Source organism: Congregibacter litoralis KT71 (genome assembly GCF_000153125.2).
GTDB lineage: Bacteria > Pseudomonadota > Gammaproteobacteria > Pseudomonadales > Halieaceae > Congregibacter > Congregibacter litoralis.
This window is the reverse complement of sequence record NZ_CM002299.1, coordinates 961,259-980,991: the sequence shown is the minus strand read 5'-3', so window position 1 is coordinate 980,991 and position 19,733 is coordinate 961,259. Positions and strand designations below refer to the sequence as shown.

General features: G+C 57.2%; 16 protein-coding genes. 10 read left to right on the top strand and 6 right to left on the bottom strand.

Annotated features, from left to right (window positions below):
• Positions 1–27: 27 nt before the first annotated feature.
• Together KT71_RS04490 and KT71_RS04485 are read right to left on the bottom strand one after the other, a co-directional pair.
• Positions 28–831 (bottom strand): sulfite exporter TauE/SafE family protein, encoded by an 804-nt coding sequence (locus KT71_RS04490; RefSeq protein WP_008292639.1) that lies wholly within the window; start codon positions 829–831, stop codon positions 28–30.
• Between the two features lie 136 nt (positions 832–967).
• Positions 968–3,646, bottom strand: a complete 2,679-nt coding sequence (locus KT71_RS04485; RefSeq protein WP_023659960.1) for a TonB-dependent receptor plug domain-containing protein — start codon at positions 3,644–3,646, stop codon at positions 968–970.
• 693 nt (positions 3,647–4,339) lie between these two features.
• On the opposite strand from KT71_RS04485, the gene KT71_RS04480 reads away from it, so the two are divergent.
• Both KT71_RS04480 and KT71_RS04475 read left to right on the top strand, forming a co-directional pair.
• Entirely contained in the window at positions 4,340–5,509 is a 1,170-nt protein-coding gene (locus tag KT71_RS04480) for an FAD-dependent oxidoreductase (RefSeq protein ID WP_023659959.1), read from the top strand.
• Positions 5,510–5,765: 256 nt separating this feature from the next.
• Positions 5,766–6,905: an aminotransferase class V-fold PLP-dependent enzyme gene (locus tag KT71_RS04475; protein WP_202962392.1), complete on the top strand. Its 1,140-nt coding sequence runs from the start codon at positions 5,766–5,768 to the stop codon at positions 6,903–6,905.
• Between the two features lie 243 nt (positions 6,906–7,148).
• On the opposite strand, the gene KT71_RS04470 is transcribed toward KT71_RS04475, so the two are convergent.
• Positions 7,149–7,925 (bottom strand): type III pantothenate kinase, encoded by a 777-nt coding sequence (locus KT71_RS04470; protein ID WP_008292644.1) that lies wholly within the window; start codon positions 7,923–7,925, stop codon positions 7,149–7,151.
• The gene (gene birA, locus KT71_RS04465) at positions 7,922–8,902 is read right to left on the bottom strand and encodes a bifunctional biotin--[acetyl-CoA-carboxylase] ligase/biotin operon repressor BirA (protein ID WP_008292645.1); all 981 of its coding nucleotides are present in this window, start codon (positions 8,900–8,902) and stop codon (positions 7,922–7,924) included. Before birA ends, KT71_RS04470 begins: the two co-directional genes overlap by 4 nt.
• Positions 8,903–9,046: 144 nt before the next feature.
• Here birA and KT71_RS04460 point away from each other — a divergent pair, with 144 nt between their 5' ends.
• From KT71_RS04460 to KT71_RS04425, 8 genes are read left to right on the top strand one after another with little or no spacing between them, the layout of a single operon-like run.
• Positions 9,047–9,463 carry a MerR family transcriptional regulator gene (locus KT71_RS04460; protein WP_008292646.1) on the top strand — a complete coding sequence of 139 codons (417 nt, stop codon included), beginning with the start codon at positions 9,047–9,049 and terminating at the stop codon, positions 9,461–9,463.
• Between the two features lie 19 nt (positions 9,464–9,482).
• Complete coding sequence (locus tag KT71_RS04455) at positions 9,483–10,652, top strand: isovaleryl-CoA dehydrogenase (RefSeq protein WP_008292647.1); 1,170 nt, start codon at positions 9,483–9,485, stop codon at positions 10,650–10,652.
• Positions 10,653–10,662: 10 nt separating this feature from the next.
• Positions 10,663–12,270 (top strand): carboxyl transferase domain-containing protein, encoded by a 1,608-nt coding sequence (locus tag KT71_RS04450; protein WP_008292648.1) that lies wholly within the window; start codon positions 10,663–10,665, stop codon positions 12,268–12,270.
• Positions 12,271–12,277: 7 nt separating this feature from the next.
• The gene (locus KT71_RS04445; protein ID WP_008292649.1) at positions 12,278–13,090 is read left to right on the top strand and encodes an enoyl-CoA hydratase/isomerase family protein; all 813 of its coding nucleotides are present in this window, start codon (positions 12,278–12,280) and stop codon (positions 13,088–13,090) included.
• Positions 13,090–15,087 (top strand): acetyl/propionyl/methylcrotonyl-CoA carboxylase subunit alpha, encoded by a 1,998-nt coding sequence (locus KT71_RS04440; protein ID WP_008292650.1) that lies wholly within the window; start codon positions 13,090–13,092, stop codon positions 15,085–15,087. Before KT71_RS04445 ends, KT71_RS04440 begins: the two co-directional genes overlap by 1 nt.
• Positions 15,084–15,989: a hydroxymethylglutaryl-CoA lyase gene (locus KT71_RS04435; protein ID WP_008292651.1), complete on the top strand. Its 906-nt coding sequence runs from the start codon at positions 15,084–15,086 to the stop codon at positions 15,987–15,989. The genes KT71_RS04440 and KT71_RS04435 overlap by 4 nt, the downstream gene beginning before the upstream one ends.
• A 46-nt stretch (positions 15,990–16,035) precedes the next feature.
• A complete protein-coding gene (locus KT71_RS04430) occupies positions 16,036–16,458 on the top strand; it encodes a hypothetical protein (protein WP_008292652.1) in 423 nt (140 codons plus the stop codon).
• Positions 16,451–18,052: a cation:proton antiporter family protein gene (locus tag KT71_RS04425; RefSeq protein WP_008292653.1), complete on the top strand. Its 1,602-nt coding sequence runs from the start codon at positions 16,451–16,453 to the stop codon at positions 18,050–18,052. Before KT71_RS04430 ends, KT71_RS04425 begins: the two co-directional genes overlap by 8 nt.
• On the opposite strand, the gene KT71_RS04420 is transcribed toward KT71_RS04425, so the two are convergent.
• Both KT71_RS04420 and KT71_RS04415 read right to left on the bottom strand, forming a co-directional pair.
• Positions 18,049–19,374 carry a sterol desaturase family protein gene (locus KT71_RS04420; protein ID WP_008292654.1) on the bottom strand — a complete coding sequence of 442 codons (1,326 nt, stop codon included), beginning with the start codon at positions 19,372–19,374 and terminating at the stop codon, positions 18,049–18,051. The genes KT71_RS04425 and KT71_RS04420 overlap by 4 nt on opposite strands.
• A gap of 27 nt (positions 19,375–19,401) precedes the next feature.
• Positions 19,402–19,647: a YdcH family protein gene (locus KT71_RS04415; RefSeq protein WP_008292655.1), complete on the bottom strand. Its 246-nt coding sequence runs from the start codon at positions 19,645–19,647 to the stop codon at positions 19,402–19,404.
• Positions 19,648–19,733 lie beyond the last annotated feature (86 nt).

Genomic DNA, 19,733 nt, shown 5'->3' with positions numbered 1-19,733 from the left:
TTGTAGACTCGTCATTCACCGCCCTGTCTACACCTTAATGAACATAGAGACAGATACCACAACCAAATACACGCCGAAAATACGCTTTAACTGATTAGCATCCAAACTATGGGCCAACTTAGCACCCAGCGGTGCGGTCAACACGGAGAAGAAAGCGATCGCAGCAAGCGCCGGCATATTTACGTAACCTAGGGATCCTATCGGGAGGTTATCTGCGCCCAGACCCATGACCACAAAACCCAACATACCTGGAAGACCAATCAAAAAACCAACACCTGAAGCCGTCGCAACAGCCTGATGTATCGGCCTGTTGCAGATGACCATGGTCAGCACCGTAATTGTGCCACCACCTATACCAAGTAGTGCCGAGAACCCGCCAAGACCACTGGCTAACGCGGCCTTCCCTGCCCCGGTCGGCATTGCCCAGCGCCCCTTGAAACGATCAAACATGGAAGGAAACAAAAAGTAGATTGAGTAGATCAACACACCCACAGCAAACACCATGATGAGTCTTTCACTGTCAGCCATCGACGCAATCCAAAGCCCGGCAAGCACTCCCATCAGCACCCAAACAGCCCAATCTTTGAGAAGTGCAAAGTCAACCGCGTCCCTTTTATTGTGTGCATGTACAGCACGTGCGGACGAAACCACTATCGTTGCCAGCGACGTCCCAACTGCCACCATCATGAGGTTGTCCGTTTGGTCCGTTAAAAATGGGAACACCGCGAGCAACGCCGGGACGACAACAAAGCCACCACCCACGCCAAACAAGCCCGCGGTCAAACCCGCAATCATCCCAGCTCCACTCAAAAGCACGATGAACATCAACATTTCGTGGCCAACCACCCCTGCTCTAACCCCTGTTGTCGCAACATGAGAAAAGTCATGTTTGTCTTCATCATCGTAAGTTTGGAGTGCTTACTCCCTTGGGACGCTCTAAGACGTCATACATAAGCTGGCTTGCTACTCAGAAGTCGACACGGAGTCGTGCGTAGTAGTAGCCGCCTTGCCAATCAGCAACGCTCGTAGACGGATAGAGACGACCGCAACAGTAGTCGTTGTCACTCGCGACCCTATCGACCTGATCCGGGTATTCGTCGAAGATGTTACGACCACCGATGGAAGCCCTCAGATTGGCATTAATCTGCCATGAGCCTTCGAGATCGAAGAAGACAACCGGGTCATAGGTTTGGATCGACAGTGGTGATGTGTTATCGGAATCTTCCCACTCACCAAAGTAGCGCGCGCGCCCCATCAGCGAGAAATCCCCAAAACTGTGAAACGCAGTCGCATTCCATCTAACGTTCGGCAACTGGTTTTCAAGATCGAACTCGCCCTCAGGATTGAGAACGTCAAGAGGATCGTCGGTAATCTCCTGCTCGTTGTAGTTCATAGCCAGGGAAAAGTCCGTCGACTGCCCGTTCGACCAGCTCATCGGGTAGTTGGCGACAATATCGAACCCTCGGGTCTCAGTGTTGATCGCGTTCTGGAAGTAGTTGACGCCACCAATGCTTTCTGCCCCGGCAACACCTGCTGCCTGGAGAGCCAGGAAGCGCTCGTAAGCATCCGGGTCACCATTCGGATCTGAGCTGACATCCAGCGTTGATATCGCGCGGAAGCGATCATCGATGTCGATGCTATAAGCGTCAAAAGTCAGCGACAGGTTCTCTAACTCCAGCGTGAACCCCACGGTAAAACTTGTTGAAGTCTCTGGGGCAAGCTCTTGTGCACCCAAGGCCTGAGCCACGGTTCCGCCTGCAGGAAACAGGCCTGTCGCAACCGGAAAACCATTTGGCAGCCGCGTAGACACGTTTGTTGTTCCCTGTTGACCAGGTGTTGGCGCTCGAAAACCGGTGCCAAAGGAACCACGCAATGCAAAGGCATCATTTATCCGATAACGCGCTGCGACCTTACCCACAACCTCGCTTCCAAAGTCAGAGTAATCCTCATATCGCAATGCACCCTGCAGCAGTAGCTGATCTGTTACGTCAGCTGAAAGGTCACCATAGAAAGCGTAGGAGTCACGAGTGTATTCCTCAGAAAACGCAGGTGAGTAGCCGGGAAACCCGTTAGATCCAACGCCAACGACGGTGAATACCGGGTCATCAGGATCCGCACAGTTCAGCGCCTCGTCGGCGGGAGCATTGGTCGCCGCCAAGCCAGCAGCGGTAGGTGTTCCATCGTCGTTACAAAGGCCATAAGGATCCGCAACCGCATGAGGACCGGCAATGTAAGAAGCCTCGTCACTCGACTCCCCTACGTCGTAGGTTTCATCAAGGTAGCTTGCGCCGTACGCAAATACCAAAGGTGAAGCCAAGCCAACATCAAACTCAGTAGCCAGATCGAGCTGAAGCTGGAACTCTTCGTTCGTCAATGTGCCAGGCCGAAAGTCTGTCGGTGAAGCTGAACCAAGGGACGGGTTAATCGTGTTAAACAATCGGTAGTCAATCTCGTTGGACCCAAATCGCGCGCTAAGGTCAAATGTAGTTGCATCACTCAGGTTACCCCGGAGGCCTCCCGCAAGGGAGACATCCTCGACTTCACCCTCAAATCTCGGCGTAAATCCCCCGGCAAATTTATCCAGCGGGTTGTAAATAGAACCATCTTCTTCACGAAGATCCTCGATTGTGCCGTTGCCCGGATAGCGATAGAAGAAACTTCCGTCGCTTTGAACGGAGCCGTAATTACCAAATGCGTACAACTCCATGCCGTTGTCCAGGTCATAGCCCGCGTTGAAGAAGAACATTTGATGCTCTCTGTTGGGAATACCCCAGGGCATAGCGTTCTCGCCCTCCACGGATGCCGCATCTACACCGCCGGGAAATGCCGATTGCAAAGCTTGAATTCTTGCAGAAGCGCCAGGAGTTGGCGTTCCACTTACAAAGCCCTGTCGAAGCTCACTTTGCTCTGTGAATCGCGGATTACCCTGATCAAGGCAGAACCAACTTTCACAGTATTGCTCTGATCGCTCCGTAAACTCCGAGTCATTTATCTCAGCTGAAATAGAAAGAAAACCCTTATCTCCCAGCGGGAGACCGATGTTTCCCTGCACGGTATAAGCCGCACCATCGCCCTCAAAATATTCCCCGGTGTCGATGGTGAGATCAAAACCCTCACTGTTCTCTTTAAGGTTAAAGTTCATAACGCCTGCGATGGCATCGGATCCATACTGCGAACTGGCACCATCTCGAAGAACCTCAATCGATTGAATCGCAGCGGCTGGAATTGTCGCTACATCCGGACCCTGAGTGCCTGAGCCACCTATCTGCACTAACGAGGCTCGATGACGTCGCTTACCGTTCACAAGAACGAGAGCGTGGTGTGAATCAAGACCCCGGAGCTGCACCGGTCGAATAAAAGACGCTCCATCTGAAATGGGCTGCCGACTCACGTTAAAAGATGGGACCAGTGTTTGAAGAATATCGACCGTATCGGTATGCGAAACCGCTTCGATCTGCTCCAATCCAAAAGTATCAATAGGCACTGCAGAGTCAACGGCCGATCGGGGCTCACCGCGAAGGCCTGTAATTACGACTTCCTCTAAAGCGGTGGGGTCCTGTGCAAGCGCTTCCGGGAGGTATGTCGCGGAAAGGCCCGCGGAAAGGATCGCAAGCGCGTACGGCAATGGCTTCAGTTTGTGTTGCATGGTTTTCTCCTGTGTAGCATTTCTGGCCGATCTAACGCCGGTAACTTGATGTTGGTTCTACCGCTGTTTTCTGGTCACGCGCGCCACCCTGAGCTGCAACACGCACTCGGGCGGCTCAGCTCCAAGACGCAATATTGGATTCGAGATGCAACCTGGCCGAATATTGCAAACGCACTTTTTTCGTGAGTTGTTCTCTAACTCACGACTAGGCGACTGGAATCGAGAACAGCAAAACACGTACCAACTAGAAGTCGGTGAACAGCTTCACATGGAGATTTGCGCCAACGAAGAATGGCGCTGCTTAGAAAGCGTAAAATGACTTTCGCACAGGTTTTCTCGGCTTTTTTTCCAAACTAGAAGAACCAAAGAGGCTCTCAAAATTCCCGGAATTTGACGACATGACTTTCTAAATATGGGCCGCAGAGGAATGGCAGAGGCAACCTCAGCAACAGGATTTTTCAGATTTTTTTCCTGAAAACGCACCGCTCAAGTGCGAGCCCTGCTTCAAGAATGACCGCGTTGCCCCCATGCTCAAATTCGGTGCACGCACCGAATCAGTGCTTCTATGATAGCTCGAAAAGCGTTGTGGCTATTCTTCTAACTTTGAACCAAACTCCTCAATCAGAGTTACTTTTATAAGCATGGACAGCTAATCAAGTCTGATATGTCCCCCGAAAGCAAAGGCCTACGCCAATGAATCGCAGAAAATTTTTAGCCGCAGCCGCGCTCGGCGCGACCTCGCTTGCAGGCTGTGCCGCATCACCAAACTCCTCACTAAGGTCTCGTCAGGCGCTATCAGCGCAGCCTCCGGGTGGGATTGCTGATGCCCTCGTGCAACCGATCAGTGCAGGCATGATGCCCGTGAAGTCCTCCCTGGACCGCGTAACGCGCACCATTGTTGGGCTACGGCCGTTTCGAAAGCCTGGACCCAGACTGCAGGCGGTAAAACTGGGGGCAAAAGATGTTGTACATAACTATGGCCATGGAGGGGGCGGCGTATCTCTGTCATGGGGAGTAGCGGAGCTCGCTGCTGCACTGGTGAAAGATTTCGGGCGCAGAGATGTTGCCGTTCTGGGCTCAGGTGTTATTGGCCTTTCCACCGCTCTTCAACTTCAAAGGGCCGGCGCCGGTGTCACGATCTACGCCAAAGACTTCCCACCGTACACCACATCCAACGTCGCTGGAGCAATGTGGCACCCGGTAACGCTTTTTGAGCGAGAGCAGGTAAGTCACTCCACTCTGCAAATGCTGGATTTGGCATCTCAGATCGCTTTTAGGCGCTTTATTGGCTATGCCAACGACCCTACGTATGGCGTCTACTGGATACGACAGTACTCGCTGAGTGAGGCATCAATGGACACATCGACCCCCTACATCGGTGGAGACAGCCTTTACCCGGGACTGGTACGTAATCAAAAGAACGGCCCCTTCGGCTTTGCTTACCACGACGCTTACTACACGCTCATGATTGACCCAGACATATACCTGCGAGCACTGATGCGTGACTTTACGGGTGCAGGCGGAAAACTCAGAGAAGTCGCTTTTGAAACTGCAGATGATGTCGAAGCCTTGGCCGAGCGCAGCATCGTGAACTGCACCGGGCTTGGTGCGGCCAGATTGTTTGATGACGAAAGCCTGATCCCCGCGCGTGGCCAGCTCAGCTTCCTCCTCCCCCAGAACGATATCGACTACGGCTATGCAGGAGTCGTCAGGGAGCACGGACTTCTCTACACATTCCCGAGAAAGACCGGGATACTCCTCGGCGGGTCCGTAGATAAAAACGACTGGGACCTCAACCCGAGAGAAGACGAAGTACAGCGTATGGTCGAGGGTCACGCAGCGATGGCCGCGCGATTGAGCTAGTACACCCTCCCCGGGGTGAACGCGTGAGATAGCAACACGCGTGAAACGATTGGAACGGGCATGGAGAGCAGCAGTGATTAATACAAACGTAGGCAAGCTGAGCCGTCGCAGGCTTATGGCAGGCATGGGGACTGCCGCCGCGGGCGCCATGCTGTGGGGTCACGGTGCACTCGGAGCAGCATCCGACTCCCTACCCGAGAGTCCTTCAGGGACGTCCGCCGAGGATCTCGCTCGCGACGAATCTTACTGGCAGAGAGTGGCATCGTTTTATGACCGCACGGAAGGCATTGTTAACCTGGAGCACGGCTACTGGGGAAAGATGCCTCGGCCCGTACAATCCTCCTATCTTCAGGCGTTAGAACGCGTAAATACGCAGAATTCCTTCTATGCGCGAAAGGAGTTTTCTTCCGATTACAGGCGCGCCGTGGAACAGGCCGCTGCATTACTCGGAGCGGAGCCTGACGAGATAGTGCTTACGCGAAATGCCACGGAATCGATCCAGAGCCTGATCCTGCAATACGATTCCCTAAAAACAGGAGACTCAGTCCTGCTGGCTGACGTCGACTACCCTAGCTTCAAAACGCTGATGCGCTCTCTTGAGCAGAGTCGGGGTGTCAAAGCAGTGGAACTTGCCCTACCTCGCAGAGCGACGCAAGCTGAACTATTGGCGGCCTACACCGAAGCTTTTGATGCGAACCCTAAACTCAAGCTGATGCTACTCACTCATGTGAGCAATCAGCATGGCTTAGTACTCCCTGTCGCCAAGATCACTGCGGAAGCTCGCCTCCGTGGCATAGATGTGATTTGCGACAATGCACAGTCCTGGGGCTTGCTGGACTATCGCATCACGGATTTGGGAGTGGACTGGGCAGCGTTCAATCTTCACAAATGGATAGGCGCGCCCCTGGGAGTAGGCGCGCTTTATATGCGCCGTGGTACTAGAGAGAAAATCAAGGTGCATCCAGGCGAGAGAGATCTATCGAGCAAGTCCGTCGGCGCGCGAGTTCACCCCGGGACCATCAATTTCGCGGCGATCATCGCCGTGCCTGATGCCCTTGGATTTCACAACGCGGTGGGCGGTGCTAACAAAACGGCGCGCCTTCGTTACCTGAATGAATTGTGGAGAGAAGAGGCTGAAACCTTAAGCCACATCGAGGTACTGGGGGGCGCAGATCCCGAATCTCGCACGGGCATGGGCTCATTTCGATTGCTCGGTAAAAATAGCGACGACGATGCCAAAGCACTACAAAAAACCTTGGAGGCCGATTTCGGGATTTTCTCAGTGGCGCGCTATGGCTTGGCTGACGGCGCCTGCGTTAGGATCACACCCCAGGTTTTTACAACACCCAATGACCTTAGACAATTAGTTTCAGCGCTAAAAAGAATAACAGCTTGAGGAAGCTGAAACCCCGCTTTTTGTTCGACCTTCACAGCGCTAAACCGATGCCACCATCGCACCGCGCAGCGCCGGTGAGCGGATACGGATCTTTCGAAAAACTTCCACGTTTTCTTTGCCTTAGGTGACCTCACGCACGAGGGTCATCGAGGTGTTACGAGCCAGATCCCCAACCTACTGAGCTTCGCTGACAAAGACGCGAGGAGCGTGAAGTTAGTTCAAGATGGCGACGCCCTCAATCAGTCAAAAAAGTAGAGCTGAAGACACTCCATGAAGCGCGAGCATCTCAGCACACTCCACCTCGGCCTGCCGCAGCAGACCTTCAAACACCAGGCGCGGTGCCAGGGTGTACTCGCAACTCAGTGCCTCTGCCAGCTGCTCCGCCCCACCTCCACAGAGAAGTAATCGCGGGGTTTCTCCCCGCTGCGAGGCGCGCTTCAAGGCCAGATCCACGGCACCGGCCTGCGCAAGCAGGAGACCGTGGCTTACTGCCTCTGCGGTAGAACGGCCCGGAAGAAGAGAAACAGCACCGGCAACACGGTCGCGAACCCGTCTGGTGTCTGCAAAAAGTGCCCGCTCCATAAGCGCCGTACCCGGAATGATATAGCCTCCCTCGTGCTCTCCACCGGGGGCCACCAGGTCGATGGTTAGAGCAGAGCCCGCATCAACCACGCATAAGTACCCGCTATGCCGGCGTCGGGCAGCCAGCATCGCCAGCCAACGGTCTACCCCCATACGCTCGGGGTCGGCGTAGGAATTCACCAGCCCGTCCAAGGAGTCTCGGGTTTGAGCGAACCACACAACAGCGCCTTGGGCGCTCAGTTTTTCAGAGAGTTCCTGCTGCAGCTCCGGCGCCGCGACACTGGCAATCAGTACTTTGGCATTTTGGAGGCTAGGTCCCAGCGTTTTCGGGATCTGGGCGGTGTCGAGGCGCCCCGCCCCCGATATCTTTCCCTCGTCTATGCGTAGCCACTTCGCACCACTGTTACCGATGTCCAGAAGGATTAACGCCCCCGTCATTGCGCCGCTTCCTGCAGTCGCAGAGAGACTTCCCCACCGTAGATGCTTTGCACACCCGCACCGGTGCTGAGAAGCAGAGCACCCCGCGCATCAACCCCGGCGGCTGTCCCGGACAGGCGCCGACCATTGTTGTCCACGATAACCGGTCGACCCGCGAAAGCATCCATCGCCAGCCAGCGCTCCCGCCAGGGGGCAAATCCATGCTCCTCGTAGGTGGCGAGGGCAGGGAGCAAATGACTGAGGAGCTTTCCCACGAGGACGCTTCGGGTAAACGCTCCCTGACCGGAGTCCCGAAGGTCCGCCCAGGGCTGCTCGATTCCCTCCGCCGCGCCGTCGGGAAGCTGCACATTGATCCCGATCCCGACAACCACATCACAGGGTCCGGAAAAATCGCCGCTCATCTCCACAAGGATGCCCGCAAGCTTTTTCCCGTCGAGATAGATGTCGTTGGGCCACTTCAACGCAATGCTGTCGACGCCCAACTCCCCGAGGGCTTCACCCACGGCAACGCCGATAGCCAGGGAGAGCCCCTCGAGGACCTCAGCCCCGCCACGGAATTGCCAACCAACGGACAGATAAATGCTGCTGGCAAAGGGACTCACCCAGGAACGACCACGACGGCCGCGACCCGCACTCTGACTCTCCGCAAGGCAGACGGACGCACGTCTGCCAAAGGGTGTTTGTCGCCGGAGCTCCGCGTTCGTGGAGTCTATGCTCTGATGAATCTGTAAATCGTGAAGCCAGGTGGACGCGTCGGTATCTATGGCATCGCGGATACGCTGCTCGTCCAGGAGATCCAGCCCCCCTTCAATCTGATAGCCCTGCCCGCGCACCCGCGTCACCTTGATACCCAGCTTCTCCAGGGTGGCCACCTGCTTCCATATGGCCGTGCGACTCAGACCCTGGTGCCGGGCAAGGTCTGCCCCCGAGTGGACAGCACCATCAGCAAGCGTCGCTAAAACATCTGTGGCGGACATCAGGACAAACCTTTTTCGTGACGGCAGCGGATCATAGCAAAGTCGTTCCCGGCCATCGGCACCCATAGAACCGCCAAACAGTCGAAGCACCCGGGAGCGTTTTTCTATGTTTACGTTAACGTAAACGTAAGCTAGACTGAAGCCATGTCATCGTCTCAAAAACGCTTCACAATTTCTGAGCTGTCGCGGGAGTTTGATATCTCCACGCGCACAATCCGCTTCTATGAAGAGAGAGGCTTTATCAAGCCTCTTCGATCCGGACAAAAACGCATTTACACCCCCGCCGACCGGGCCCGAATCCGACTCATCCTCCGAGGTAAGCGCATTGGTCTCAGCCTCGCCGAGAGCGTCGAAATCATTGATATGTACCACCCCGGCGAAAGCGACTCGGCCCAACTCGACTCCCTGCTATCGCGCATCGGCAAACGCCGGGCGGCGCTGGAACAGCAACGCAAAGATCTTGACGACATGCTAGCCGCCCTGGACGAGGTCGAAGGACTCTGTCGCGAAGCCCGGGAAAAACACCGAGACCAACAGCCTCACAAATCACTTTCTGCTTAACGCGCAAGGAGCACAGCGTATGAACACCGGATACCCCACTCTCAATTTCGGGCTTGGCGAGGACATCGACATGCTTCGGGATGCGGTGCATCAAATGTGCGAGAAAGAGATCAAACCTCGCGCCGCGAAGATCGATCAGGACAATGACTTCCCTGCGGATCTCTGGCCCAAGCTGGGCGCCATGGGCCTCCTGGGCATCACCGTCGACGAGGAGTTCGGGGGTAGCGGTATGGGCTACCTTGCCCACTCCATCGTCATGGAAGAAATCAGCCGCGCCTCGGGCTCCGTGGGCCTGTCCTATGGAGCCATGTCGAACCTCTGCCTGAACCAGATCCAGCGCCATGGTAACGATGCCCAGCGATCCCACTATCTGCCCAAACTCTGCACCGGAGAGCACGTCGGCGCCCTGGCGATGTCTGAAGCCAACGCAGGTTCCGATGTCGTAAGCATGAAGCTCAACGCCCGTCGTGAAGGAGACCATTACGTTCTCAACGGCACAAAAATGTGGATTACCAACGGGCCGGACGCCGACATCTACGTCATCTATGCAAAAACCGATATAGATGCTGGCTCCCGCGGTATCACGGCGTTCATCGTGGAACGTGACTACCCCGGGTTCTCCCGATCGCCGAAGCTGGACAAACTGGGCATGCGGGGATCCAACACCTGCGAGCTGGTGTTCGAAGACTGCATCGTGCCCGCCGAGAATATTCTCCGGGAAGAGGGCAAAGGCGTTGAGATTCTCATGTCGGGCCTGGATTACGAGCGGACGGTCCTATCCGGTGGACCCGTAGGCATCATGCAGGCCTGCATCGACGAGGTACTGCCCTACCTCCACACACGGAATCAGTTTGGCCAGGCCATCGGCGAGTTCCAGCTCATGCAGGGCAAACTTGCCGATATGTATGCCGACCTCAACGCCTGTCGGTCTTATCTGTATATGGTCGCCGCAGCCTGTGATCGCGGGGAAGAAACGCGACAGGACTGCGCGGCGGTGATTCTGTACACAGCAGAAAAAGCGACGCAGCTCGCGCTCCAAACGATTCAGGCCCTGGGGGGTTACGGCTATACCAACGAAGCCAATGCCGGACGCCTGTTGCGCGACGCCAAGCTCTACGAAATTGGTGCGGGCACATCGGAAATTCGGCGTATGCTCATTGGCCGCGAACTTTTCAAAGCCTCGGCCTGAGTATTCTTCTATGACAATTCTTCAGACTCGATACAACGCGAATGACCCCGCGGCCCTGGACAATCAACGGGCCATGCGGCGTCAGGTTAAAAGTCTCCGTGAACTGGTCGCAAAAATCAGCGAAGGCGGTGGTGAAGTCGCTCGGGAACGACATGTTTCCCGAGGAAAACTTTTACCTAGGGAGCGTCTTGATGCGCTCCTGGACCCGGGAACCCCGTTTCTGGAGCTGTCCCAGCTCGCCGCCCATGAGGTCTATGAGGACGAGGTGCCCGGCGCCGGCATCATCACCGGTATCGGTCGTGTCAGCGGACACGAATGTATGGTGTTTATCAACGACGCCACGGTCAAAGGCGGCACTTACTACCCCCTCACAGTCAAAAAACAAGCCCGCGCGCAGACCATCGCTGAACAGAACAACCTCCCCTGCCTTTACCTGGTGGACTCCGGCGGTGCGTTCCTGCCCCTGCAGGATGAGGTGTTTCCCGACCGGGAGCACTTTGGCCGCGCCTTTTACAATCAGGCGCGCATGTCGGCCAAGGGCATTCCGCAACTCGCGGCAGTCCTGGGAAGCTGCACCGCCGGGGGGGCCTACATCCCTTCCATGGCGGATGAGTCGATAATCGTACGTGAACAGGGCACCATTTTTCTGGGTGGACCGCCGCTGGTCAAAGCAGCAACGGGCGAAGTCGTCAGCGCCGAAGAACTCGGTGGAGCCGACGTGCACTGCCGGCAGTCCGGTGTCACCGATCATTACGCAAACGATGATCGCCATGCGATGGCCCTGTTGCGACAATCCGTCGCCAATCTCAATCGCGTCAAGCAGGTCAATATCGAAGTCAAGGCGCCCGTCGAACCCCGCTACCCTGCTGCGGACCTCTACGGCATTGTCCCCGCGGACCGACGCCAGCCCTTTGATGTGCGGGAAGTCATCGCAAGGATTGTCGATGACTCGGCCTTTGACGAGTTCAAAGCACTCTTCGGCGATACCCTGGTGTGCGGATTCTCGCGCCTCCATGGGTATCCCATCGGCATCGTCGCCAATAACGGTATCCTGTTCTCCGAGTCCGCCGTGAAAGGCGCCCACTTTGTCGAGCTTTGCGCACAGCGCAAGATCCCCCTGCTGTTTTTGCAGAACATCAACGGCTTCATGGTGGGTCGCGAATACGAAGCAGAGGGTATTGCCCGCCACGGTGCGAAGATGGTGCACGCCGTGGCCTGCGCCGACGTTCCCAAATTCACCGTGGTTATCGGCGGCTCCTTTGGCGCAGGAAACTACGCGATGTGTGGCCGATCCTACGACCCCCGTTTTATGTTCATGTGGCCCAATGCCCGCATATCCGTAATGGGCGGCGAGCAGGCAGCCAGCGTCTTGGCCACGGTCAAACAGGACCAGCTTGCACGGCGTAATGAGAGCATGAGCGATGAGGAGGAGGCGAGCTTCAAGCAACCTATCCTGGACCGCTACGAAGCCCAGGGGCATCCTTTTTACGCCTCGGCCCGACTCTGGGACGACGGCGTCATTGATCCCATGGACACACGTCAGGTGTTAGCCCTGGCGCTCTCCGCGTCCCTCAATACGCCAGTAACAGAATCACGCTTCGGCGTGTTTCGAATGTAGGTCACCCATGATGAACAGCGGTTCCGAATCCTTAGTCAGTTGCCAGGTAGACGCGCAGGGCATTGCCCGGGTTTGCCTCAACCGTCCCGAAAAACACAATGCCTTCGACGACGGGATGATCGCGCTGATGCAATCGCATTTCTCCCATCTTGCCGAGCGTGACGACGTCCGCGCCGTCATTTTGGAGGCCGAAGGTAAGAGCTTCTCCGCCGGGGCGGATCTTGCCTATATGAAGCGCATGGCGGAGTTTGATTACGGGCACAATCTTGACGATGCCCGCGCTCTGGCGACCATGCTACAAACGCTGAAGACCCTGCCCCAGCCGACCATTGCGAAGGTCCAGGGCAATGCTTTTGGCGGTGCCGTGGGCCTCATCAGCTGTTGCGACATTGCCATCGCCAGCGACAGGGCCCTTTTCGGGCTGACGGAAACGCGTATCGGCCTCATACCTGCGACCATCGGGCCCCACGTCATCGAAGCCATGGGGCCCCGCTGGGCGCGGCGCCTCTTCCTCACCGCAGAGCGATTCGACGCGCACCGTGCCCGGGATATACAGCTCATTCATGAATGCTGCGACGTCGATGAACTCGACAGCACAGTAGACGACATTGTTAAGGCTCTCCTTTCTAACGGCCCTCTGGCGATGGGCGCAGCCAAGGTCCTCGTGCGGGACCTCACGGGCAAAGCCGTCGATGCGCACTTGATTGATGACACCAGCGCGCGAATTGCCCATCTGCGCGTCTCCGAAGAGGGCCAGGAAGGCCTCCAGGCATTTCTCCAGAAGCGTCCGGCGAACTGGACCCCAGGGAGCAAACACTGATGTTTAACCGAATTCTCATAGCGAATCGCGGAGAGATTGCCTGCCGTGTCATCCACACCGCGAAGGCGTTGGGCATCCGCACCGTCGCGGTGTATTCCGATGCCGACCGAAACGCACTCCATGTGCAGCTGGCCGATCAGGCGGTGCATATTGGTGAATCGGCGGCGACGCTCTCCTATCTGGACCAGGACAAAATTCTTCAGGCGGCTTTGGAAACCGCCAGCGAAGCGATACACCCGGGCTACGGCTTCCTGTCTGAAAACGCGAGCTTTGCCCGCGCCTGTGAAGCCGCAGGCATTGTATTTATCGGTCCCGGCGCTTCCGCTATTGACTCCATGGGTTCGAAGTCCCGTGCTAAAAGCATTATGGAGCAAGCGGGCGTGCCCCTGATCCCCGGATATCACGGTGACGATCAGAGCGATGCCGTACTCCGCGAGCACGCAGACGCCATGGGTTATCCGGTGCTCCTCAAGGCCACCGCCGGAGGTGGCGGTAAAGGTATGCGCGCCGTGCATGGCCCCGAGGAGTTCAGCGAAGCCCTGGCGGCTGCGCGGCGGGAATCAAGCGCCAGTTTCGGCGATGACCGCATGCTCATCGAAAAACTCATTCAAAGACCCCGCCACGTGGAAGTTCAGGTCTTTTGTGACGGACACGGTAACGGCGTGTACCTCGCGGAGAGGGATTGCTCTATTCAGCGGCGTCATCAAAAGGTGATCGAAGAGGCACCGGCACCGGGACTTTCCGATGAGCTCCGCCGCGCCATGGGTGAAGCCGCCGTGGATGCCGCCCGCGCCATTGATTATCTCGGTGCGGGCACCGTGGAGTTCCTGCTCGATGCTTCAGAGCAATTCTTCTTTATGGAAATGAACACCCGCCTGCAGGTGGAGCACCCCGTGACAGAAATGATCACGGGCCAGGATCTTGTCGAATGGCAGCTGCGCGTTGCCGCCGGTGAAGCGCTGCCCCTGAGCCAGGGTGAGATCCGCGTAGACGGTCATGCCATGGAAGCGCGCATCTACGCCGAGGATACGGAGCAGGACTTCCTCCCCTCTACCGGCGTCATCAATTATCTGCGCCTGCCGCCCGAAGGCCCCTCCCTGCGCATAGACACCGGGGTCATTGAGGGCAGTGAGATCAGCCCCTATTACGACCCCATGATCGCAAAGCTCATTGTTCATGGGGATACCCGCGAAGAGGCACGTCGACGCCTGACCCGCGCCCTGAGCGCCTTCCGCGTTGCGGGCCCCGCGAGCAACATCGCGTTTCTCTACAACATCGCCGCACTGCCCGCCTTTGCGCATTGCGATCTTGATACGCACTTTATCGAACGTCATCACGAGGATCTTTTCCGCGCCCCTCCCGCGCAGAAAAACCGCGACCTCGCCGCCGCGGCCCTGGCACTGCTGTCCCTTAGGCGACTAGCCAACGAAAGCGCCGGGAATGATCAGTATTCACCCTGGGCTGACAGCCGGGGCTGGCGTATGAACACTCCCCACAGTCAGCGTTTCGACGTGCTCTGTCATGGTGAGGAGTATCTCGTAGAGCTTGTGGACCGCGGCGATCACCTCGAGCTTCTTCTGGACGACGAAACGGCGACAATCCGCGGCGACCTCCGCGATGATGTGTTGATGCTGGAGCTCGATGGGCACCGCTATCGCGGCAGTTTTGCCGAAGAGAATGGCGAATTCACCTTGTTCTGGGACGACGGTGCGTTTCACTTTGCTGAAAAACAACTCACGGTGGCGGACGCCACCGCCGCAGCCGCGGGCGATAGCGATTTCGGAGCTCCCATGCACGGCACCGTCGTTGCGCTTCTCGTGGAGCCGGGTACTGAGGTCAGTGCCGGAGATCCCGTTGTAGTCATCGAGGCCATGAAAATGGAGCAGACCCTGCGGGCGCCCTCCGCGGGCACGGTCAAAGGGTTTCGCTGTAATCCGGGCGATCTGGTCGATCGCGGCGCAAGCCTGGTGGACTTTGAAGGTTCGAGCGATTCATGAGCACATCCTTCAATTACCCGGACGCGGTGTCCATTGTGGAGGTTGGCCCCCGGGATGGCCTACAGAACGAAAGCGCCCCTCTGGCGACCGAAGACAAAGTTGCGCTGGTCGAGGGACTCGTGGCGGCGGGCCTTGGCTACGTGGAAACCGGCAGCTTCGTAAATCCTCGCTGGATTCCCCAGATGGCGGATAGCGGCGATGTGTTTCAGCAGATAAAGCGGGCCCCGGACGTCACCTACGCCGCACTTACCCCCAACCTCAAGGGCTTTGAGCGCGCCATGGAGGCCAACGCCAGCGAGGTCGCAGTATTCGCGGCGGCCTCAGAGTCTTTTTCCCAGCGCAACATCAATTGCTCCATCGAAGAGAGCATCGCGCGATTCCTACCCGTCATGGAAGCCGCGAAAACCGCAGGAGTCAGGGTCCGGGGCTACGTGTCCTGCGTCCTGGGTTGCCCCTACGAGGGCCAGATAGAGCCCCCTGCGGTGCTTGCCGTATCTCAGGCCCTCTTGGACATGGGATGTTATGAGGTCTCCCTGGGAGACACGATCGGCACGGGCACCCCCGGGTCCATGGACAGGCTCCTCGAGACACTGGTGCCGACGCTCTCGGCTCGGCGACTGGCCCTCCACTGTCACAATAGCTATGGCCAGGCCCTGGCGAACATACTGGTGGGTCTGCAGCATGGCATCACTCGCATTGACAGCTCCGTCGCGGGCCTAGGCGGCTGCCCTTACGCAGCCGGCGCCAGTGGCAATGTCGCCACGGAAGACGTGGTCTACATGCTTCAGGGAATGGGCATCGACACCGGCGTCAATCTGGACGCTCTCATTGATGTGGGAAGAAGCTGTTGTAAAAAGCTGGGACGGGAAACCCAGTCTGCCGTAGCCAAAGCACGGAGCTAGTCTCTGCGATACAGTATCGTCACGGCTCTGTGGTAACGTTCTCCACGTGATCAAGCATCCCGACACAGACCCCCTCAAGCTCCGCAATATGGCGGCGATACTGGCGACGATCTCCGGCGCGGGTCAATGCGTCACGCTGTGGCTACTGCCCACCACCCCCGGCCTGCTGCTCATTGCTTTAAGCGGCTCCTTTTATCTGCTTCTGGGCTTGGGGCTCTTTGGCATCTCCCGGTTTTCCCTTTTCCTTGCGATTATCCTGCCCCCCCTGCGCGGGTGGTTCGGGATATACCCCCTGGACATTCCCGCCTGGGAGCTTCTGCGCATCGCGACGGATCTCAGCATAGCCCTCTTGTGCATTCCCCCTTTGTGGGCGTCACTCCACCCCGACCACCAGAAGATTGAACCCGGGCTTCGCGATGCTGCGGCAGTGTCTGAGGACCCCGGGGAACCGGGAGTGAGCAATGCCTGATCCCCTGCTGATTATCGTAGCGCTTGCATGCGGCATGGCGAGCAGGGCTATCGGCATGCCTGCGCTCATCGGCTACCTTGCTGCGGGCTTCGTGCTTCACGAGCTTCATGTCGACGGCGGAGAAATGCTTGCGGTGCTCTCGGAGATGGGAATAACCCTGCTTCTCTTCAGCATCGGTCTGAAACTTCAGATTCGCGATTTGCTGCAACCACGTATCTGGGGCACAACGGTGATACACATGTTGGTGACTCAACTTGTGGTGCTCGCGATCCTGAGCCTCGCCGCGCAGTTTCTACCCCAGCTGGGCCTATCGATGAACGCAAAGCTGGTCATAGCCTTTGCCTTCAGTTTCTCCAGCACGGTTTTTGTCATACAAATCATGCAGGAGCGGGGCGAAATGGCCTCCCGGCACGCCAACCTGGCCGTAGGCGTCCTGATTATTCAGGATTTGGCCGCCGTGCTGTTTCTGGCCGCCTCCACGGGGAAGATGCCGGAGTTATCAGCACTCTGGTTGCTATTGCTGTTCCCTGCCCGGCGACCCATCCTGAGCATGCTGCGTCTTGCCGGCCATGGAGAGTTGTTCACCCTGGCGGGTTTTGCTCTGGCCATTCTCGGCGCACAACTTTTCGATAGCGTGGGCATTAAAGGGGATCTGGGCGCACTCCTCATCGGCGTCCTCCTCGCGGGAGAGCAAAAAGGCAAGGAGCTGGCGCGAAACCTTCTGTATTTCAAGGACCTCTTCCTCGTTGGATTTTTTCTATCCATCGGCCTCAGTGGCTGGCCCTCGCCGAGCCTTATGATTCTGGCCTTGATTCTCGGCAGTCTGGCACTCCTCAAGCCCTTGCTTTACTTCCCGCTGTTCACGCGCTTTCACGTCGCGCCGCGCACCGCACTCCTGGCGTCCAACAGCCTGGCGAACCACAGCGAGTTTGGACTTATTGTCATTGCCGTGGCCGCCAGTCAGGGCTGGATAGGCGGCGAGTGGAGCGGTGCCATGTCTATTGCTATCGCGATGAGTTTTATCGCGGCCTCCCCCCTCAACCGGCTGTCCCACAGCTTGTACCGGCGACACCGGACGCGCCTGCTACGTCATGAATCGCCCCTGGTTCGCGCTTCACAGCCCGACACCCGGGACGTGCGCGTGCTGGTGCTCGGAATGGGCAACATCGGTACGGGAGCTTACGAGGCCATTGCCAGGAGCTATGGTCGGGAAGTGCTGGGCATCGATGATAACGATCGCAAGCTCGCCCAACATATTGCTATGCACCGGCGTGTCGCTGCGGCGGACGCCAGTGATCCGGACTTCTGGCATCGCGTGGATCTCGATGAACTTGAGCTGGTAATGCTCGCCCTCACCAACCATCAGGAAAACCTTCTGGTTGCAGGTATTCTACGAGAGATGGGTTTCACGGGACGTATTGCCGCCGTTGTACGCTTTGACGAAGAAGCCTCAGCCCTGGAGGCAAAGGGCATTTCTGCCTTTAATCTCTATGCCCAGGCCGGGGAGGGCTTTGCGGCCCATGCTGCAAAGGGGCTGCGCGAGCGCAGGCAGGATGAACGGGATGACGATGAGAGCACCCCGTCGACAGCCTAAGTCAGGTTTAGCGGTTTGGAAGGTTCAGCAAGGGACTCCGCACTCTTTCTCACAAGTCCTGCCCCCGAGGCTTCTTCCCTTGGTCCCTCCGCTAACTTCTGCCCATTCTCCTTCCCGTTAACCGTGGCAGCCACCGCAATGAGGATCGCGAGATTGGCCCATAAATAGACGGCTATTGCGAGGTTGAGAGGTTCCGTCGCGGGCATCATTAACAATCCGCAACAAAGACCCAGCAAGCGCAAGCTGTCAAAGACAAACCCTCTTGTCACGGACCGCCCTTCCATCCAGTAAGCCGTGGTAATGGTGGTCCAGAGCATTCCCAGCACCAGCGCGACACCCGTGCCATAGCTCTGAAGGGTCCCCGACTGCAGGTAGGCCAGCAGCGCTACCACCGCTACCAGCTGGAAAAGCGCATAGAGTTTTACCCCGAGACTCATGGGCGGATCGAAGCGCTCAAAGGCCTCGAGGGATGGCTTGTTCAGGGGATATCTCGCCTCCACGTCGGCAGGGCGCCAGCCATTGCGCGCCACCCACACATGTAACTTGTCGCGCCAGCGCGCCGCGCGCCAGGAATCGCGCAGCATATCGCCATAGATATGGGTTAAGGCTCGGAGGGGGTTAAAGCTCTTTAGAGGACCGCGGATCCCATAAATCGGCGGATCAGAATCCAGCTCTTCCTGAAAGGTGCCGAAGAGACGATCCCAGAGAATAAACAAACCTCCGTAGTTGCGATCGAGGTAGCGCTCGTTTTGGGCATGGTGAACGCGATGATTCGACGGCGTAACAAAAATCCACTCGTACCACCCCAGCTTGCCAACATGCTCCGTGTGAACCCAGAACTGGTAGATCAGGTTTATGGAGCCGACAGTGACCACCACGACCGCCGGTATGCCCAGCGCAAACATCGGCAGGTAGAAGATCCAGCCCAAGAGAAAGCCGGTGCTGGTTTGGCGAAGGGCCGTCGAGAGGTTGTAATCTTCACTCTGATGATGGGCTACGTGAGCCGCCCACAATATGGTTCGCTCATGGCCCATGCGGTGAAGCCAGTAGTAGCAGAAGTCATAGAGCACCATGGCCAGCACCCAGGTCCATAAGCTTTCAGCGCTCATGAGGGGCAGGGAAAAGTACTCCGTGGTGAGGTGGTAGATATAGCCCCCCACACCGAGGGTGACAAATTTTCGCGCCTGGCTCAGCGTCCCGAGAAAGAGACTGCTCACCGCATCATTTACCCGATAGGTATTGCGGCCAACACGCAGCCCCCAGAGGAGTTCGAAGACCATGGCCAGAATAAAAAGGGGAACGGCGTATACGACAAGATCCATGGCGTCAGATGCTGTCCAAAGCTCTCTTTAGGCGTCCAAATCCGGAATCATGTCATCCTTCAACAGCGCAATGGTGTCTTTGAGCCGCAATTTCTCTTTCTTGAGGCGTTGCAACAAAATCTGATTCTGATAGGGGTACTGCTGCATTTCGGTGATACGGATATCCAGAGCCCGGTGACGGGACTGTAGCTGTAACAGACGCATGGCAGGCGTCAAAACCTCGTTTGCGGCTTCTGCATCAGCGCCTGGTTCCTTGCCCGGTGGCCAGTTCATATACTGGAGGTCCCGCCTGTCGTCGCTCGGTAAAGAGAAGATGAAAGATAACCGTGCCCCCGCCCGCAGACAAGACCTCTCTTACC

Bases quoted from the DNA above. Each gene is read 5' to 3' on its own strand.
- KT71_RS04455 (WP_008292647.1), top strand. From the start codon at position 9,483: ATGAACACCGGATACCCCACTCTCAATTTCGGGCTTGGCGAGGACATC.
- KT71_RS04480 (WP_023659959.1), top strand. From the start codon at position 4,340: ATGAATCGCAGAAAATTTTTAGCCGCAGCCGCGCTCGGCGCGACCTCG.
- KT71_RS04425 (WP_008292653.1), top strand. From the start codon at position 16,451: ATGCCTGATCCCCTGCTGATTATCGTAGCGCTTGCATGCGGCATGGCG.
- KT71_RS04470 (WP_008292644.1), bottom strand. From the start codon at position 7,925: ATGACGGGGGCGTTAATCCTTCTGGACATCGGTAACAGTGGTGCGAAG.
- KT71_RS04445 (WP_008292649.1), top strand. From the start codon at position 12,278: ATGATGAACAGCGGTTCCGAATCCTTAGTCAGTTGCCAGGTAGACGCG.
- KT71_RS04440 (WP_008292650.1), top strand. From the start codon at position 13,090: ATGTTTAACCGAATTCTCATAGCGAATCGCGGAGAGATTGCCTGCCGT.
- birA (WP_008292645.1), bottom strand. From the start codon at position 8,902: ATGTCCGCCACAGATGTTTTAGCGACGCTTGCTGATGGTGCTGTCCAC.
- KT71_RS04490 (WP_008292639.1), bottom strand. From the start codon at position 831: ATGTTGATGTTCATCGTGCTTTTGAGTGGAGCTGGGATGATTGCGGGT.
- KT71_RS04435 (WP_008292651.1), top strand. From the start codon at position 15,084: ATGAGCACATCCTTCAATTACCCGGACGCGGTGTCCATTGTGGAGGTT.
- KT71_RS04460 (WP_008292646.1), top strand. From the start codon at position 9,047: ATGTCATCGTCTCAAAAACGCTTCACAATTTCTGAGCTGTCGCGGGAG.
- KT71_RS04415 (WP_008292655.1), bottom strand. From the start codon at position 19,647: ATGAACTGGCCACCGGGCAAGGAACCAGGCGCTGATGCAGAAGCCGCA.
- KT71_RS04485 (WP_023659960.1), bottom strand. From the start codon at position 3,646: ATGCAACACAAACTGAAGCCATTGCCGTACGCGCTTGCGATCCTTTCC.
- KT71_RS04450 (WP_008292648.1), top strand. From the start codon at position 10,663: ATGACAATTCTTCAGACTCGATACAACGCGAATGACCCCGCGGCCCTG.
- KT71_RS04420 (WP_008292654.1), bottom strand. From the start codon at position 19,374: ATGGATCTTGTCGTATACGCCGTTCCCCTTTTTATTCTGGCCATGGTC.